Source organism: Mesorhizobium loti, assembly GCA_014189435.1.
Lineage (GTDB): Bacteria > Pseudomonadota > Alphaproteobacteria > Rhizobiales > Rhizobiaceae > Mesorhizobium > Mesorhizobium loti_G.
The window spans coordinates 446,353-463,637 of sequence record CP050295.1 but is presented as its reverse complement, the minus strand read 5'-3'; the positions used below and the strand labels follow the sequence as shown (position 1 = coordinate 463,637).

10 protein-coding genes and 5 pseudogenes are annotated in these 17,285 nt (G+C 60.7%); 8 read left to right on the top strand and 7 right to left on the bottom strand.

Annotation, left to right across the window (positions count from 1 at the left end):
* Positions 1-49 precede the first annotated feature (49 nt).
* The 8 genes and pseudogenes from ccoG (at position 50) to HB777_39175 (ending at position 10,785) form a co-directional block, all read left to right on the top strand.
* Positions 50-1,608: pseudogene (ccoG, locus tag HB777_39210) on the top strand (cytochrome c oxidase accessory protein CcoG).
* On the top strand, positions 1,605-2,102 hold the full coding sequence (locus HB777_39205) for a FixH family protein (protein QND69612.1): 498 nt from the start codon (positions 1,605-1,607) through the stop codon (positions 2,100-2,102). Before ccoG ends, HB777_39205 begins: the two are co-directional and overlap by 4 nt.
* Positions 2,099-4,384 (top strand): cadmium-translocating P-type ATPase, encoded by a 2,286-nt coding sequence (cadA, locus tag HB777_39200; protein QND69611.1) that lies wholly within the window; start codon positions 2,099-2,101, stop codon positions 4,382-4,384. Before HB777_39205 ends, cadA begins: the two co-directional genes overlap by 4 nt.
* A complete protein-coding gene (gene ccoS, locus HB777_39195; protein ID QND69610.1) occupies positions 4,381-4,536 on the top strand; it encodes a cbb3-type cytochrome oxidase assembly protein CcoS in 156 nt (51 codons plus the stop codon). The genes cadA and ccoS overlap by 4 nt, the downstream gene beginning before the upstream one ends.
* A 297-nt stretch (positions 4,537-4,833) precedes the next feature.
* Entirely contained in the window at positions 4,834-5,307 is a 474-nt protein-coding gene (locus tag HB777_39190; GenBank protein ID QND69609.1) for a substrate-binding domain-containing protein, read from the top strand.
* Positions 5,304-7,201: pseudogene (locus tag HB777_39185) on the top strand (glycoside hydrolase family 127 protein). The gene HB777_39190 and the pseudogene HB777_39185 overlap by 4 nt, the downstream one beginning before the upstream one ends.
* 256 nt (positions 7,202-7,457) lie before the next feature.
* Positions 7,458-8,639 carry a 5-demethoxyubiquinol-8 5-hydroxylase UbiM gene (gene ubiM, locus HB777_39180; GenBank protein QND69608.1) on the top strand — a complete coding sequence of 394 codons (1,182 nt, stop codon included), beginning with the start codon at positions 7,458-7,460 and terminating at the stop codon, positions 8,637-8,639.
* A 238-nt stretch (positions 8,640-8,877) separates the two neighbouring features.
* Positions 8,878-10,785 (top strand): EAL domain-containing protein, encoded by a 1,908-nt coding sequence (locus HB777_39175; protein QND69607.1) that lies wholly within the window; start codon positions 8,878-8,880, stop codon positions 10,783-10,785.
* A 371-nt stretch (positions 10,786-11,156) separates the two neighbouring features.
* On the opposite strand, the pseudogene HB777_39170 reads toward HB777_39175, so the two are convergent.
* The 7 genes and pseudogenes from HB777_39170 to HB777_39140 all read right to left on the bottom strand — a co-directional run bounded on the left by HB777_39170 (position 11,157) and on the right by HB777_39140 (position 17,268).
* Positions 11,157-11,291: pseudogene (locus HB777_39170) on the bottom strand (sulfite exporter TauE/SafE family protein).
* A gap of 163 nt (positions 11,292-11,454) precedes the next feature.
* Entirely contained in the window at positions 11,455-13,110 is a 1,656-nt protein-coding gene (gene groL, locus HB777_39165) for a chaperonin GroEL (protein ID QND69606.1), read from the bottom strand.
* 65 nt (positions 13,111-13,175) lie between these two features.
* The gene (locus HB777_39160; protein ID QND69605.1) at positions 13,176-13,472 is read right to left on the bottom strand and encodes a co-chaperone GroES; all 297 of its coding nucleotides are present in this window, start codon (positions 13,470-13,472) and stop codon (positions 13,176-13,178) included.
* Between the two features lie 1,192 nt (positions 13,473-14,664).
* Complete coding sequence (locus HB777_39155) at positions 14,665-14,856, bottom strand: hypothetical protein (GenBank protein ID QND69604.1); 192 nt, start codon at positions 14,854-14,856, stop codon at positions 14,665-14,667.
* A 174-nt stretch (positions 14,857-15,030) separates the two neighbouring features.
* Positions 15,031-15,310 (bottom strand): annotated as a pseudogene (locus HB777_39150) (IS6 family transposase).
* A gap of 585 nt (positions 15,311-15,895) precedes the next feature.
* Positions 15,896-16,504, bottom strand: a complete 609-nt coding sequence (locus HB777_39145; GenBank protein ID QND69603.1) for a hypothetical protein — start codon at positions 16,502-16,504, stop codon at positions 15,896-15,898.
* 47 nt (positions 16,505-16,551) lie between these two features.
* Positions 16,552-17,268, bottom strand: a pseudogene (locus HB777_39140) (phosphocholine cytidylyltransferase family protein).
* Positions 17,269-17,285 lie beyond the last annotated feature (17 nt).

Genomic DNA, 17,285 nt, shown 5'->3' with positions numbered 1-17,285 from the left:
ATCGGTCGGGCTTCCGCCGCGAAATCGTCGCTGGTGACTGGAGCTTCTCGTGCTTGAAAACACGCAAATTGAACGGCTCGAAGCCGAATCGGTCAACTCCGCCAAGGCCCGTCAGCCGCTTTATGCCCCGCGCAAGAAGGTATACCCGAAGCGCGCTTCAGGCAGCTTTCGCCGCTTCAAGTGGCTGGTGATGGCAATCACGTTGGGCATTTACTACTTGTCGCCCTGGCTGCGGTGGCATCGAGGGCCGTTCGCGCCTGATCAGGCCGTGCTGGTCGATCTTGCCAACCGGCGCTTCTACTTTTTCTTCATCGAAATCTGGCCGCAGGAATTCTACTACGTGGCTGGCCTGCTGGTCATGGCCGGCATCGGCCTTTTCCTGGTCACCTCCACAGTTGGTCGGGCCTGGTGCGGCTATACCTGCCCGCAGACCGTATGGGTCGACCTGTTTCTGGTCGTCGAGCGCGCGATCGAAGGAGATCGCAACGCGCGCATGAAACTCGACGCCGGACCTTGGACAGCGCGCAAGCTTATGCTGCGCGTATCGAAACACGCCATATGGCTGGTCATAGGGACGGCGACCGGGGGGCCTGGATCTTCTATTTCGCCGACGCGCCAAAGCTGATCGGCGAAGTCTTCACCGGCACCGCCGCACCCGTCGGCTACATCACCATCGCCGTGCTGGCCGCGACTACCTACACATTCGGTGGACTGATGCGCGAGCAGGTCTGCACCTATATGTGCCCGTGGCCGCGCATTCAGGCGGCCATGCTCGACGAGAATTCTCTCACGGTGACCTACAATGATTGGCGCGGCGAACCTCGTTCGCGTCACGCCAAGAAGGTTCAGGCCGCTGGGCAGCTGGTCGGAGACTGCGTCGATTGCAACACCTGTGTCGCGGTCTGCCCGATGGGGATCGACATTCGCGACGGCCAGCAGCTCGAATGCATCACTTGCGCACTCTGTATCGACGCCTGCGACAGCGTCATGGCCAAGCTCGGCAAGGAGCGCGGGCTGATCTCCTATGCGACGCTGTCCGACTACAACGCCAACATGGCGGTGGCGACCGGGGGCGGCTCCAGCGCGGTGAAGCCTTCGCTGGTGCGCACTGCCGACGGCGCTTTCGCCGACAGGTTGGCCCATTTCCACATTCGCAAGATCTTCAGGCCGCGCACGTTCGTCTACATGGGTGCGTGGTCGGCGGTCGGTCTCGCCCTGCTCTATTCGCTGCTGACGCGCGAGCGGCTCGAGGTCAACGTTCTGCACGACCGCAATCCGCAGTTCGTCGCGTTGTCCGACGGTTCGATCCGCAATGGCTACACCGTCAAGCTGCTCAACATGATCCCCGAGCCCAGGACGATCGTCGTCACCATGCAGGGCCTGCCGGAGGCCGAGATGAGCGTCGTCGGGATCGACCTGCCTGCGGATCGCTCCTTTGCCATTCCGGTCGAACCCGACCGGCTGAAGATGCTGAAGGTTTTCGTTCGCCAGCCGGCGGAACAGATCAAGGGCCAAGCGCAAACATTCAAATTCCGGGTCGAAGACAAGGCGAGCTTCGAGTCGGACGAATACACGGCCACTTTCAACGCACCGGAGATCGTCAGATGAGCGCCAATCCGCAGAAATCCCGCGAATTCACCGGCAGGCATATGTTGGTCACCATTCTCGCCTTTTTCGCTGTGGTCATCGGCGTCAATCTGACCATGGCGACACTCGCCAATACGAGTTGGACCGGCCTCGTCGTCGAAAACACCTATGTGGCCAGCCAGCAATTCAACAGGAGGGCCGAGGAAGGGCGCGCGCAGGCCGCGCTCGGCTGGACTGGCAAACTGACGATCGCGGCGGGCGAAGTCCGTTACAGCCTCAGCGACGCCGTCGGCAAGCCGGTCCCGTTGCACGGCGTCAGCGTCCTGTTCCGTCATCCTGCCTATGAGGCCGAGGACAAGTCCATCATTTTAACTTTCGCAACGGATCAGGAATTTGCTGCGTACCACACGCCCAAGGACGGCGTCTGGATCGTCGAAGTCGATGCCGACGCCGGTCTCGCGGAGCCCTATCGGGAAGTTCACCGTATCATCATTTCCCAAGGTGTGCTGCAATGAGCTGCTGTGCACCGGGCGCCGAAATGGCGCTGGATGTCGCTGGCGCCGCATCCGTTTTGCCGTCGAGCCAAGAAGTCAAACTGGCGAGCCGTTCGCTGGGCGGCGACCTGTATCAGACCGATCTTTCAGTACCGGCGGTTCATTGTGCAGCCTGCATCCGGGCGATCGAAACGGCGCTTGGAAAGCTGGACCGGGTCGAGGGCGCCCGCGTCAACCTGTCGACGAAACGGGTTTCGGTCCGGTGGCGCGGCGACGAGGTTCCGCCATTCGTCGCCACACTTGGACGGCTGGGCTATGACGCACACCTGTTCGAACCCGAGGCTTACGGCAAGGACAAGACGCTGTCGGAGCTGATCCGCGCCGTCGCGGTTGCCGGCTTTGCGGCCGGCAACATCATGCTGCTTTCGGTGTCGGTCTGGTCGGGCGCCGCAGGCGCGACCCGCGATCTGTTCCACTGGGTCTCGGCGCTAATCGCTATTCCCGCACTTGCCTTCGCCGGCGGCATCTTCTTCCGTTCGGCGTGGAATGCGCTGCGCCACGGCCGCATGAACATGGATGTGCCCATCGCGGTCGGGGTGTCGCTCGCCTACGCCATGAGCCTTTACGAGACCATCAACCATGGCGACCACGCCTATTTCGACGCGTCGGTATCCTTGCTGTTCTTCCTGTTGATCGGCCGCACGCTGGATCATGTGATGCGCGAACGAGCCCGAACCGCCGTGAAGGGCCTGTCGCAGCTGGCGGCGCGTGGCGCCATGGTGCTGCGCGGCGATGGCGCGCGCGACTATCTGCCGGTTGGCGAGATCGAACCTGGCATGCAGCTGCTGATCGCGGCCGGCGAAAGGATCCCCGTCGACGGCAAGATCATTCGGGGATCTTCGGATCTCGACTGTTCGCTGGTTTCCGGTGAGAGCACTCCCAGAACCGTGGCGTCAGGGGAGGCGGTACAGGCCGGCATTCTCAATCTCACCGGCCCGCTGACCGTCCAGGCGACAGCCGCCGCAAAAGATTCCTTCCTGGAAGAAATGGTTCGGCTGATGGAAGCCGCCGAGGGCGGTCGCGCGCATTATCGCCGGATTGCCGACCGCGTTTCAGCGCTTTATGCGCCAGTGGTTCACCTTGCCGCCTTCGTAACGTTCGCGGGCTGGATGGCGGCGACTGGCGACTGGCACAGGGCGATGACGATCGCCATCGCCGTCCTCATCATCACATGCCCATGTGCGCTCGGCCTCGCCGTGCCGATCGTGCAGGTGGTCGCCGCGCGGCGCCTGTTCGAAAGTGGGATCATGGTCAAGGACGGCTCCGCTATGGAGCGGTTGGCGGCAATCGATACGGCGGTGTTCGACAAGACCGGAACGCTCACGCTCGGACAGCCCCATCTCGTCAATGCGCCATCGATCGAGCCGGCCATGCTGGCAATCGCGGCCGAAATGGCCGCGCATTCCCGCCATCCATTTTCAAGGGCCATAGCCGGCTTCGCGGGCTTTGCCGGTCAGCCGAAACTCGAATCCGTCAGCGAGCATCCGGGCTTCGGGATCGAAGCCACCGCGGCGGGCAGCACTTGGCGACTGGGCCGGCGCGGATGGGCTGGATGGAGGGCCCGAACCGGTGGCGAAGGCAATCATGGCTATGGCGGAACGGTTCTGACGAAAGACGGGATCATTGTCGCGTCCTTCGTTTTCGAGGACGCACTGCGTGCCGACGCCAGGGCAGCCATTGTGCAGTTGAACGATGCCCGGGTGTCCATGGAGATGCTGTCGGGCGATACAGCAGCCGCTTGTGCCGATGTCGCAAAAGCATTGGGCATCGACCGCTTTGTTCCAGTCCTGGTTCCGTCCGGCAAAGTCGAGTGCATCGAAGCGCTGGCGAGAGCTGGCCACAAGGTTCTAATGGTTGGCGACGGCCTGAACGACACGCCTGCGCTGAGCGCAGCACATGTCTCGATCGCGCCGGCCACCGCTGCCGATATTGGCCGCAACGCCGCGGACTTCGTGTTCCTGCGCGAAAGCCTTTTGGCCGTACCCCTTGCCCTGGACGTCTCCCGGAAGGCCGGACGGCTGATCCGCCAGAACATCGCCATCGCGATCGTCTACAACACCATTGCTGTGCCGATCGCCATTCTGGGGCACGTCACGCCGCTGATCGCGGCAATCGCGATGTCTGCTTCGTCGCTGCTTGTCATCGGAAATGCGTTGCGCCTGCAGGGTTTTGTGCTCGCCGAGGTGACGGGGGCTCCCTCGGCAACGCGTTCGGGCATTCGCGCATCGGTGCAGCCGTCATGACGACGCTCGTCTACCTCATACCAGCAGCTCTGTTCCTTGGCGCGCTGGGGCTGTCCGGTTTTCTGTGGGCCTTAAGGAGTGGTCAATATGAGGATCTTCACGGGGCCGCCGAGCGCATCCTCATCGACCGGGACGACAAGCCGGAACGCTGACCCAGATCGCTGTGTGGACGACTGTGCGGATGCCGGTCGTCAGCCGAGACGGCTTGTTCGGGAACAAAGTGCTGAGGCTCCACAGCTAGCTTGGCTAAGCCGCGCTTGACGTAGATTTGTGAAAAGCCCTGTCGCTCGAAGGACTGCGTCGCCCGGATTTGTCGTGTCTGGCTGATCCAGATCAAGGTTATCTCCTCATCGGCGTGGTTTCGTCGGCTAGCCTTTCAAGGGAGAACGCATGTCTAACGGACAGTTTAGTCGTCACCATCAGCGTTTTGGCGGTTTTTGGGTCTTTTCATGATAGTGGTCGACTCCTTCAATGGATCGCGCCGCCCAACACCTCGGCGACCGGTCTGGATCAAGACCGACACGAAGAACGGCCAAAGCCAAAAGTCAGCCGAGGCGTTGGGGCGCGACACGGCGGCCAGATTGTTCTCGGGACCGCAAACGCCGAACGCGATCTTCTGCGGCAACGATCAGATCGCCGGCCGCGCGTGCGACACGCTGCGCGAGATTGGCCTGGCAGCACCTGTCGACGTGGCCATCGTCGGATTTAACAACTGGGACGTGATGGTGCTTGCGACGCGGCCGCGGCTGGCCAGCCTCGATGAGAACCTGAACGCGCTCGGACGCGACGCTGGTGACAGCGTGCTGGAGATGATCGCCGAGCGCGTGCGTCAGGCGTCGGCCGTGTTCACTGGTCGTGCGGGCATCGTCGAAGCCGTGAGCACGCCAATGCACTTCATTGCAGGAACGGATGCGTTCCAATGAACGAGTTCGAGCCGGTTCAGTTCGTCGATGTCGCGCTGGAGGGGCAATTCTGGCGCGAGCGGCTTGAGACTGTGCTGACGCGGACCATCCCCACCCAGCACGTCCAGCTTGGCAAGCACGGTATCCTGCAGTCCCTGACACTGCCGAACCCGCCGCCGCTGAGCTCCGCGCCCAACCAGCACAATTTCGTGCAGGTGTGCTGGGATTCCGACGCCGGCAAGTGGATCGAGGCGGCATCCTATGCGCTGTCACACAGGCCCGACGCCGACATCGAGGCCAGGATCGAAAAGATCGTCGACGACCTCGAAAATGCACAGGCTGCCGACGGTTATCTGAACTGCTGGCACCTGCAGCGCGAGCCGGACAAGCGCTGGACCAACATGCGCGACTATCACGAACTCTACAATCTGGGACATCTGCTCGAGGGCGGCATCGCCTACTTCCTTGCGACGGGCCGCCGCCGACTCCTTGACATCCTTGAGCGCTATGTCGACCATGTGCGCAAGACGTTCAGTCCGAACCCCGGCCAGAAGCACGGCTATTGTGGCCATCAGGAGATCGAGCTTGCCCTCGTTAAGCTCTATCGCTTGACGGGAGCGAGAAAGCACCTCGAACTCGCGGCCTATTTCATCAACGAGCGCGGCCGCCAGCCGCACTACTTCGATCAGGAAGCGGTCGCGCGCGGGGAGAACCCTAGTGAGTTCTGGGCGAAGAGGTATGAGTACAACCAATCGCACAGGCCAGTGCGCGAGCAGACCAAGGTGGTCGGCCATGCCGTTCGGGCTATGTACATGTTTTCCGCAATGGCCGACCTCGCGGCGGAACTGAACGACGACGGCCTCAAGAAAGCATGCGAGGTGCTCTGGGCCGATGTCATGACCTCGAAGATCTACATCACCTCCGGCTTGGGTTCGGCTGCCGCGAATGAAGGCTTTACTGAAGACCACGACCTGCCGAACGATACGGCCTATGCGGAGACCTGCGCCTCGGTAGCGCTGATCTTCTGGGCGCATCGGATGCTGCATCTCGATCTCGACGGCCGCTATGCCGACGTAATGGAACAGGCGTTGTTCAACGGCGCGCTGACCGGCCTGTCGCGCGATGGCGAGCACTATTTTTACTCCAATCCGCTGGACAGCGATGGGCGACACAGCCGATGGGCCTGGCACACATGCCCATGCTGCACGATGAATTCGTCGCGTCTCATCGCTTCGGTCGGAGGCTATTTCGTCTCGGCCAGCGAAGACGCAATCGCCTTCCATCTCTATGGCGGCATTTCGACGAACATCCGGCTTGCTACGGGAAATGTGTTCCTGCGGGAAACCAGCGCCTATCCATGGTTCGGCTCGATCAGGATCGAGGTCAGCCCTGACGCCCCGGCCGAGTTCGCCGTGAAGCTTCGCATTCCCGGATGGGCGCACGAAGCCGAAGCCTCGGTCGAGGGACATCCGATCGACGTGCAGGCATGCACCAGCAACGGCTATCTTTCGATCTCGCGGCTATGGAATGCCGGAGACACGATCACCCTCGAGCTGCCGATGCCTCCCGAGCGCATCTATGCTAATCCCAAGGTCAGTCAGGACATCGGCCGGGTGGCGCTCAAGCGGGGACCGTTGGTCTATTGCGTCGAACACGTAGACGACCCCGGGGGCGAGTGCAGCAGCTCAAATTGCCGCGAGACGCCTGGATCGAAACGGAGGAACGGGGCGACCTCTTCGATGGCGTGGTCACGCTGACCGCCCCCGCGAAGCGCGTCGTAGACCAAGGTTGGGGAGACAGCCTGTATAGGAATGCGCCGCCCGTCGTTTCCGACTGCAGGCTAATCGCCCTGCCATACTATCTTTGGAACAATCGGGCGAAAGGCTCGATGCAAGTGTGGCTGCTGGAAAGCTGAATTCGGCGCTGTCGCCGCATGAAGAGCCCTCGTCTCAAATCAAGAATGCCGTCAAGATGCAGTCAAGAAAAGTCTCGGATAGCATTTTCCCTCATCTCGGGCGCGGTCCAGCGATCCGTGCCTTGGTTGCGGACGTTCATGCACAGTGGCTTGAGGCGACGCGGCGGGCACTGGAACCCCGCGCAATCCGTCCACAGTTTGCGGCTCAACTCCACCAGCATCTCACGCAGATAGCCGACGCGATGGCGGCACCCTGATGGCCGGCTCCGACGAGAGTTTCGACATCGTTATCGTCGGAGGCGGGCCGGTCGGTCTTTCCTTCGCCGCGTCGCTGGGGCAGAGCGATCTGAAGGTGGCAGTTGTTGAACAGCAGTCCTTGGAACGGCTGGCGAGTCCAGCTTTCGACGGTCGCGAGATCGCGCTGACCTACGCCTCGATTAGAATCCTTCGCGAGCTCGGCGCCTGGGATGCCATCCCCGCTTCGCACAAATCACCACTGCAAGGCGCGCGCGTGCTCAACGGATCGAGCCCTTTCGCTCTGTGTTTCGATCCTCCCAGGGGATCTGGGGAACCACTCGGGTTTCTGGTCCCAAATTGTCGCATCCGTGATGCCCTGTTCAAGATCATCCGGTTGCAGGATCATGCCCGGCTGATATGCGGCCACTCGGTCGTCGGTGCAACAAACAGCCACAAAGGAGCAGTCATAACGCTCTCCGATGGCAGGCAATTGACCGCTCGGCTTCTCGTTGCAGCGGACTCGCGTTTTTCCCCCACGCGCGACCTGCTCGGCATCGGCGCCGATATCAATCGGCTCGGCAAGGCGATGCTGATTTGCCGGGTAAGGCACGAGCGCGTCCATCAGCAGATCGCAGTCGAATGGTTCGATCACCATCAGACGATAGCGATATTGCCGCTCACGGAAGGCGTGTCGTCGCTGCTACTCACTTTGCCGTTAAACGAAGCCGATAGACTGCTTGCTTTCGACGACGATTTGTTCCTGATGGAATTGACGAACCGGTGTCGAGGGCGCCTCGGAGAAATGACCTTGGCAAGCACCCACCATAGCTATCCGCTGGTCACGACGTGGGCGCACAAGTTCTGGGCACCGAGCGCCGCACTCATCGGCGACGCTGCCATTGGCATGCACCCGGTGACCGCGCATGGCTTTAACATCGCCCTCAGTGGCCAGAAGCAACTCGCCCATAGAATCCTGACAGCATGTCGCGACCGGCGCGACATTGCCGATCCCGACATGCTCCACAGATACGAAAGCTGCCTGCGCCGGTCAGCGGCACCGCTCTATCATGCTACGAACATCCTCGTCGGGCTCTACTCAGGCGAGCACCCGGCGGCACGGCTTGCAAGACATGCGGGGCTTCGCTTTGCCCAATATCTTCCCTTTGTCCGCCATGGCATTTCGGCCATGCTTAGGCGATGAAATCACAGACAGTCTCGACTCCTGCCGTTAGCAATGCTGCGTCCATGTGTCGTTGCGAATGCTCGGAATGATGCGGATCACGCGCGGCGCGGCGCAAGACCTCAATGATCAGCCGGCAATGTTAAGAGGAGGCATACGAGCCGCCGCACCAGTTACCACGCTTATTAGTTAACCCGTCCTTCAGTGGGCTTGCATAGGCTTGCGCTGCGAAGAAGCCTGGGAAGCAAGCTAGCCGTCCATGGACCTGAAGAAAGAAGACACGCTGGAGGCCAAAATCCGTCAGGATCAGCTTGCTGACCTGAGGGCTGGTCTCTTCGTGTCAATGCCTATCAGCACCGTCCTCTCAAGCCTTATTTTGACGGTGCAGGCCCTTTCTGGCGGCGGCTTTGGCGCCGCGATCTGGTTCCTGGTCATCAATGCGATAAATGTCGGCCGCCTTGCACTCGCCCGTTATCAGCTAAAGCAAACGGGACACCAGGACGATCTGACAGGGATTTCGCCGCGGCTTCGCTGGTTTGGCATCCTTGCTCTTCTGGCAGGGTTTGCCTGGTCCTTTCTTGCCGTCCTTACGGTTGGATACACGACACCTCACGCACCGCTGCATCTGATTATTCTGGCGGGCATCTCAGCTGGTGCTGTTACATACGGCAGTTCATATTCCGCGGCAGCGACCAACTTCATCACACCCCCGCTCCTCATCACAGCGGGGTGCTTGCTGGCGAAAGGCAACTTTGAAGGGTACGTTCTTTCTTTCGCCGTTCTGCTCTTCCTGGGCGGCCTGGTTCGAGCCGCGTTTGTTGGACAAGCGCGCTTCCGCGAAGCGAGCCGCCTGAGGCATGAGGCCGAGCGGCTTGCGGCCGAAATGGAGGCCAATTCCAGGCAGGACCACCTGACGGCCCTTCTCAACAGGCGTGGCCTCGAACACGCTATCGGTCGGTTCGAGACTGCAGACGGCCCCTTCGTTGCAATGCTGATTGATCTAGACGGGTTCAAATCCGTCAACGATACGTACGGTCACAGGACCGGTGATGATCTGCTTGTCAGGATCGCCCGCCGGATAGAGCAGGAAGCACCGGAAGGCTCAACGCTCGCCCGAATCGGCGGCGATGAATTCGTGCTGTTTTTTCCCTCACTGGGGGATTCGCTTTCTGCCAGCGATCTCGCCTCCAATATCATAGCCAAAATTGCCCGCCCCTATCCTGAGGTCGCGTCCGTCCGGGTCGGGGCATCGATAGGAATATACTTGGCGGAGAGCCCGGGACTGACAGAAATGTTGTTGCGGGCGGATATCGCCCTTTACACAGCCAAGCGTCGTGGCAGGAACGAGTTTTGCCTGTTCGATGCCGACCTCGACAGGGACCTGCAACGCCGCCAGTCCATCGAACGCGACCTTCATTCAGCGATAAAGACGAGAAGCTTGGCACCCTGGTTCCAGCCCATCGTGAAACTCGACACCGAGGCCGTGGTCGGTTTTGAAGCCTTGCTAAGGTGGTCCCATCCGATTCATGGTTCTATCTCTCCACCCGAAATCGTCACAGCCGCACGCCAAACCGGAATGCTTCAGCTGCTGACCCAAACGGTCTTCGCTGACTGTTGTGCACTTATCGACGGCATGGTGAAAGCTGACTGTCGTGATCTTCGTGTGGCGATGAATGTATCACCGCGCGAACTGGAAGCCGGCGATATCGACGACATGGTTCTGGATGGTCTGGCGGCAAAAGATCTCCCTGCAACGATGTTCGAAATCGAGATTACTGAAGAATCCCCGGTGGACCCGGACAGAGTGGATGAAAAGCTCGGACGGCTTTCCCATGCCGGCATTTCCATCGCGCTCGATGACTTCGGCACCGGCTTTTCCACCTTGGCATCGCTCAAGGACAGCCGGATACGCAAGGTGAAAATAGACCAAGGCTTCATTCGCGGCTTGGCCAAGTCCCGAGAGGACCGGCTGCTTGTCAAAACGGTCATCGATCTTGGCAGGACGCTCGGGATCGACGTCATGGCCGAGGGCGTCGAAACAGAGGCGGATCGGCAAACTCTGCTCAAGCTTGGCTGCAGAACCGCTCAGGGCTTCCTGTTCTCCAAGGCGGTGCCTCTGAACCAGGCGATCGATTTGGCAGTAAAAGAGCACGCAAAGGAGTTGTGACCGGCACGCGTCGCGCAACACCAGGATCTGCCGGGTGAGGCTTTGATCTCAGCAAGGCTCATTCGCGAGAGCTCGATCAGCGTGTCGCCAAGCCGAGTTGCACTGGGCAAGCAGCGCCCGGCCGGCGACGGAAAGGTGAACTGCACCTGGCGTTCGTCGCGGAACCGAGCTGGCGGATGACCAGGCCAGCCTGTTCCATCCGACCAGAGGTATCACCGCGCTCGATTCCAGCGCCAGCATGCACGCGATGATGCCGACCGACATGCCGTCCGCCGCCCCGAGCGCATTGAGCACGAGATATCGGGGAGAAGTGATCCCGTCTCGTCGAGCATGGGCTAGTAATTGTGGCTGATCGCCATGCTCGCAGATCAGGCGTGATAGCGTGGTGGCGGAACGCCGAACGAAAGCAGCACCGTCGACAAGACCGCGCCGTAGGCCATGCCGAGCGCGCCGTCCACCGCTTGGGCAAGAAAGCCGCCTATGGCGAACAGAATGAATTCAGTCATTGGTGTCCGCCATGAAAGTGCCGCCGTATGATGCCCGTGATCGGGCCTGCCCCTCCGCATTCTAGAAGACGCCGCCCCCCTGTGGGCAAAAAGGTTCGCCCAAAGAAAAAGGGCGGCACTGCTGCCGCCCTTTCCGTATTCTGAAAGCAGATGGAAGCGTGGATTAGAAATCCATGCCGCCCATGCCGCCCATGCCGCCGCCGCCCATGCCGCCAGGCATGCCGCCGCCAGCCGACTCCTTCTTGGGAGCCTCCGCGATCATGGCTTCGGTGGTGACGAGCAGGCCGGCGACCGAGGCCGCGTCCTGGAGAGCGGTACGGACAACCTTGACCGGATCGACGATGCCCATGGCGATCATGTCGCCATAGTCGCCGGTCTGGGCGTTGTAGCCGAAGGTTGCATCCTTGTTGTCGAGGATCTTGCCGGCGACGATCGAAGCTTCTGCGCCTGCATTCGCGGCGATCTGGCGGGCCGGAGCCTGCAGGGCGCGGCGCACGATGTTGATGCCGGCCGTCTGATCGGCATTGGCGCCGGTGACGGTGATGGCCAGCGAAGCGCGCAGCAGCGCGACGCCGCCGCCGGGAACGATGCCTTCTTCGACGGCCGCGCGGGTCGCGTTGAGGGCGTCATCGACGCGGTCCTTCTTTTCCTTGACTTCGATCTCGGTCGCACCGCCGACGCGGATGACCGCAACGCCGCCCGCCAGCTTGGCGAGACGTTCCTGCAGCTTCTCCTTGTCGTAGTCCGAGGTGGTCTCTTCGATCTGCTGCTTGATCTGGGCAACGCGGCCCTGGATCTCGGCCTTCTTGCCTGCGCCGTCGACGATGGTGGTGTTCTCCTTGGAGATCGACACCTTCTTGGCGCGGCCGAGCATGTTGAGGCCGACGTTTTCGAGCTTGATGCCGAGGTCTTCCGAAATGACCTGGCCACCGGTGAGGATGGCGATGTCTTCCAGCATGGCCTTGCGGCGATCACCGAAGCCCGGCGCCTTGACGGCGGCGATCTTCAGGCCGCCACGCAGCTTGTTGACGACCAGCGTGGCCAGGGCCTCGCCTTCGACGTCTTCCGAGATGATCAGCAGCGGCTTCGAGGTCTGCACGACGGCTTCGAGAACCGGCAGCATGGCCTGGAGGTTGGAGAGCTTCTTCTCGTGCAGGAGGATGTAGACGTCCTCGAGTTCGGCAACCATCTTATCGGCGTTGGTGACGAAGTAGGGCGACTGGTAACCGCGGTCGAACTGCATGCCTTCGACGACTTCGAGTTCGGTCTCGGCGGTCTTGGCTTCTTCAACCGTGATGACGCCTTCGTTGCCGACCTTCTGCATCGCTTCCGCGATCATCTTGCCGACCGACTCGTCGCCATTGCCGGCGATCGTGCCGACCTGGGCAACTTCTTCCGAGGTCTTGATCTTCTTGGCGTTCTTGACGAGGTGAGCGACGACTTCGGTCACGGCCAGATCGATGCCGCGCTTCAGGTCCATCGGGTTCATGCCGGCGGCAACGGCCTTGTGGCCTTCCTGGACGATCGACTGCGCCAGAACGGTCGCGGTCGTGGTGCCGTCGCCGGCGATGTCGTTGGTCTTGGACGCGACTTCGCGGATCATTTGCGCGCCCATGTTCTCGAACTTGTCGGAAAGTTCGATTTCCTTGGCGACGGTGACGCCGTCCTTGGTGATGCGCGGCGCGCCGAACGACTTGTCGATAACGACGTTGCGGCCCTTGGGGCCGAGCGTGACCTTCACCGCGTCAGCGAGGATGTTGATGCCGCGCAGCATGCGCTCGCGGGCATCACGGGAGAATTTTACGTCTTTGACAGCCATTTTTTACTCCTGGGCATTTCGCCCGAAATTCAGATTGGATGGTGCGGATGAAAGGCGGCGGCGTGTCAGCCGATGATGCCCATGATGTCGGCTTCCTTCATGACCAGAAGGTCTTCGCCGTTGAGCTTGACTTCGGTGCCCGACCACTTGCCGAACAGGATGCGGTCGCCGGCCTTGACGTCCAGCGGGACGAGCTTGCCGGCTTCGTCGCGGGCGCCGGAGCCGACGGCGATGATCTCGCCTTCCTGCGGCTTTTCCTTTGCCGTGTCCGGGATGATGATCCCGCCGGCGGTCTTCGCTTCGGACTCGACGCGACGAACGACCACGCGGTCATGAAGCGGCCGGAAATTCGACTTTGCCATTTTTTGGATGTCCCTGGTTCGGATGTTGAACGGTTCTCCGTCGCCGGAGAGTTGTTAGCACTCACCAGAGGCGAGTGCTAACATGGCGGTGAGATAGGCCGTCGGCTGGCACTAGTCAAGACGGAAGAGGGGACGGGCGAAGAGCAAAAGATTTCGGAATCGGCGCGGAAGTGCCGCCCCCTTTACGTGAGGAGAAAGCTCTTCCGCATCTTTGTTGCCAGTCGCTCGTCCCCACCGGCTCAAACATCTCCGCCTGCGGCGCCTGCCTGGTGTGGCCGGCGGGGAAGGGCCAGAACGGCAGTTCGCCCAGTGTGCTTTTTTGGCGAAGAGCGCGCGGATAGGGCACCGGCAAGTTCCTCGGATGGCTCGTCGGTCAGAACATCGCGCCGCACATTCCGGTGTGGGACAAGAGCCAGCGTGATGACGTAACCTTCAGCCGCGCGGACTTCATCTTCGATGCGGTCCAGAACAAGTTCATCTTTCCCGCCGACAAGGCAGTATCGTCGCAACTTCGCGGTCCCGCGCACACGCAGTGTCAGCGTTGGAAACCGGATCCCGGGCCAGCAAACGAGGCTGCCAGAGGTGTAAACTCAAGCGCCGCTGCTATCCAAAGACGCCGGTGCGCGATGTGCTGCGCTGCGTCCACGAGGAGGCACGCGAGACGCCCGTCAAAGCGGATACGCCCATGTTCGGACGGTCGCGCAACGAACGCAAAAAGTCGAGATGCTCTTCGTACACCTGAAGACCGCGCTCCGCTTCGAACGCAGGAGATTACGCGGCCTGAGCGGAGCTTGTGACGAGTTCCTTGTGGCCGCCATCACGCCTGCGACGCCTGGTGCGGCTGACCACGCCAACGGTGCCGGCACAAACACGATGGAGGCCAATCCGTAGAATTCTCGTCAATGAGCCAAGATACACGCGCCATTCAACCGACCGCCGTTCCTCCTCCAGACAGGCAGACAGGGATCGCAATCGAGTTTTTTTACGGCATCGGTCAATTTCTCAGTTCGGGGAACATGACGTTGCGCCAGGATGGACATTCTGCTGAATTTCACCTGCCGGCGCTGTTTCGTGGACGCGCGCTTGGGACTCCCATTTCTATTGCCCGTCTCGGCTCATGCCGGGGCGGGCTTCTTTGCGTTCTGGGAGAATTTGCTCACCATGGTTCAGAGTGGAGGCCATGGAGCTCGCCTCAGAGGCGGCGCCCAATCGGAAACGTTAGCACCTTCGCGTTTTGGCGTGGCTGCTTGAACTCTTCGGCGGCAACCGCCTCAATTAACAGGTCCAAGGCTTCGCGCCCCCTTCGGCTCATCGGATCATCGCCACGAAGGTAGTGATACGCTCGATCTAAATGCACTCGGGCGGCGGAAAAATCGCTTGTCATATGACCCTCTCAGTAGCCGCCCGCATTAGCCGTCTACGAGGTGAGGGTCGCGCAATCGTCAATATCCACAGACGGATTTGATTTAAATCGGCGATAATCGAGGTGAGTAGCCGGACACCGGCTGACGCTGTCACGTTGTCTGCGATGAACGCGCTGAAGCGGTGTGCGCTGCTGTCACCAGAGCGCAGTCACGGCCTTCCACTCCGCCATTGCGTAGACGGTGAAGATGGATCGGAAACGCGCAATGTCTTGAGCTAGGTGGAACGAAGAGGTAGCGCAGGGCGGAGAAGATCGAGACGAAGCGCTGAAGGGTTTCCGCTGATCGGAAGCCCTGCATCGTTCGCTCCCGTTTTCGCAACGGCACATGGGAATTCTCAGCGGGGTTGTTCAATCCTTTGTGCGACCAGTGCTCGACTTCCGGCATCACCTGCCGCCTTGCCGCCCCATTACGGAGAGCGCTACCGAGCCCGGCTTCGGGTCGCCAGCAGCCTCGCCGAATCGGCAGTGAATTCACTCGTCGGCAAGCGGATGGTCAGGAAACAGCAGATGCGCTGGTCGCTTCACGGCGCTCACATGCTCATGCAGGTCCGGACGGCAGATCTGAACGGTGAGCTTCGCGGTCGATTGCGGGCACCGTTCCGACAGCCAGAACCGAACGTGCCTCCCCTGTTCAACCCCAAACCGCCACTCCTACGCGCCGCCTGACCCAGCGAAATTACCAGTCTCTCTGGGTTGTTCCCCGCGATACAGGCCGCTGGCGAGTGCTCGCCGCGGTCCCAGCTGTGACCAGCCCCCATTCCGCGCCGGTCAAGCCTTTTTCCGATAGCCTCGGATAATGCATCAAGGTCGACGAATGCCACCACAGCGGCATTCGCCGCGAGATTACCGCTGAAGCTGGATTGCTTGCCCCGTAATCGTACGCACGCCCGCACAGTTGATGAGTGGCTCTACTCCAAGAGAACGGTAGATGTTCCCTGCCGTGTGGTCGGCGTGGAAGCCGAAGGTCGATGCATAGCCCGATGGTGAGGGTGCGACCGCATTACGATACTCCCCGCTGAAGCAGGATCGCCGAAGCGCAGATCGCGAAGACCGTGATCGCCAGATACATCGCCCGGTTGGGTGAAGGCACACGAATTGAAGCAACGTGGGCAATGCTAAGAAGGACGAAAACGACATTCATGACGGCAACGAATATTTCCAGGGCCATGAAAGGCTGGACTAGGACCAGCGCCGCCAGCAAGGGAATGTCATAAGACAGCGGTACCCCTGCAAAGCAGCCGTCCTCGGATTTTCCGAAGTTTGCGAAGTAGCTTAACCGGATCGCACCAGCCAGAATAAGTGCAGACGCGATAAATAGAGAGAGCAGCGAGACCTCGTTCAACTGCAGGATCAGCACGGCAGGAAGGATCGCGCCATAAATTATATCGCCGAACCCGTCGAGACTCTTACCCATTTTCGCCACATCCGGATGGCGATTCAATGTGCGTCCGGCCACCACCCCATCCAAATGATCCGCAAGAACGGCCCACAAAGCGACCGCGACCGCTATCTCAATATGGCCATCGAGCGCGAGGTATAAGGAGACCGATGAGCACAGCAAACCGACTGTGGTTATCGCATTGGCAGGGTCGACGAGGTAGCGAAGCATAATCGGTCTCCAGGCTCGAACGGCGAGCAAATTTCGCGGGCGGTGATGAACATCGCCTCTGCGATGCGCAGGTCGGCCTTGGTGTCGATCTCATACCACCTGACTTCATCGCGTCTGGCGGCGGCGATCTGGAGGCCCTTGCGCTCGATAAGCTGCGACAGCAGCTCTTCGGTATAGGAGGCCACGCCTCCGCAGCCGATGAGACCGTCGAGATACGGAACGATGGTCTGTCGCAGGTCTTCGCCGGAGAAACGGATGAGATTCATCATCTTGAAGAGCGGTTGCGACGCGTCGTTGAGATCTGCCGCAGTCTGCTTCATCCGGACCACGGCAATGTAGCCATTGTCATTAAGAACGACCCCAGAACCTTCCATCGATCGTTCAAATGGAGCATCCGCGGCGACATTCCCCGCACGCACAGCGTCAGGTTGCGAAGGGCGTCGAGCTCAAAGAACACATCGCCTTCGAGCAGATAGGTATCGCATGACGACAAGGCGTGGCGAGCAGCTAAAGCGAGTATGCGCTGCGGGTCTTGTCGAAGACCGGAGACTCGACATAGTTGATGTCGATGTTCCCGAACCGACTGCCGCACGAATACTGGATCGCGTCCCTACGATAGCCGACGACGATGGTAACATCCTCGACGCCAACGGTCTCAAGGTTGTGCAGAGCGTTGTGAAGGATAGGTGTTCCATTTACCTCGACCAAGCGTTTCGGCCAAGGTCGGTGAGCGGTCGAAGGCGAGAGCCGAAGCCTGCAGCCATGAAGCTCTCGTCGGAGA

Excerpts from the sequence above, each read along its gene's own strand:
- HB777_39205 (QND69612.1), top strand. The coding sequence starts at position 1,605 with ATGAGCGCCAATCCGCAGAAATCCCGCGAATTCACCGGCAGGCATATG.
- cadA (QND69611.1), top strand. The coding sequence starts at position 2,099 with ATGAGCTGCTGTGCACCGGGCGCCGAAATGGCGCTGGATGTCGCTGGC.
- ccoS (QND69610.1), top strand. The coding sequence starts at position 4,381 with ATGACGACGCTCGTCTACCTCATACCAGCAGCTCTGTTCCTTGGCGCG.
- HB777_39190 (QND69609.1), top strand. The coding sequence starts at position 4,834 with ATGATAGTGGTCGACTCCTTCAATGGATCGCGCCGCCCAACACCTCGG.
- ubiM (QND69608.1), top strand. The coding sequence starts at position 7,458 with ATGGCCGGCTCCGACGAGAGTTTCGACATCGTTATCGTCGGAGGCGGG.
- HB777_39175 (QND69607.1), top strand. The coding sequence starts at position 8,878 with ATGGACCTGAAGAAAGAAGACACGCTGGAGGCCAAAATCCGTCAGGAT.
- groL (QND69606.1), bottom strand. The coding sequence starts at position 13,110 with ATGGCTGTCAAAGACGTAAAATTCTCCCGTGATGCCCGCGAGCGCATG.
- HB777_39160 (QND69605.1), bottom strand. The coding sequence starts at position 13,472 with ATGGCAAAGTCGAATTTCCGGCCGCTTCATGACCGCGTGGTCGTTCGT.
- HB777_39155 (QND69604.1), bottom strand. The coding sequence starts at position 14,856 with ATGACAAGCGATTTTTCCGCCGCCCGAGTGCATTTAGATCGAGCGTAT.
- HB777_39145 (QND69603.1), bottom strand. The coding sequence starts at position 16,504 with ATGCTTCGCTACCTCGTCGACCCTGCCAATGCGATAACCACAGTCGGT.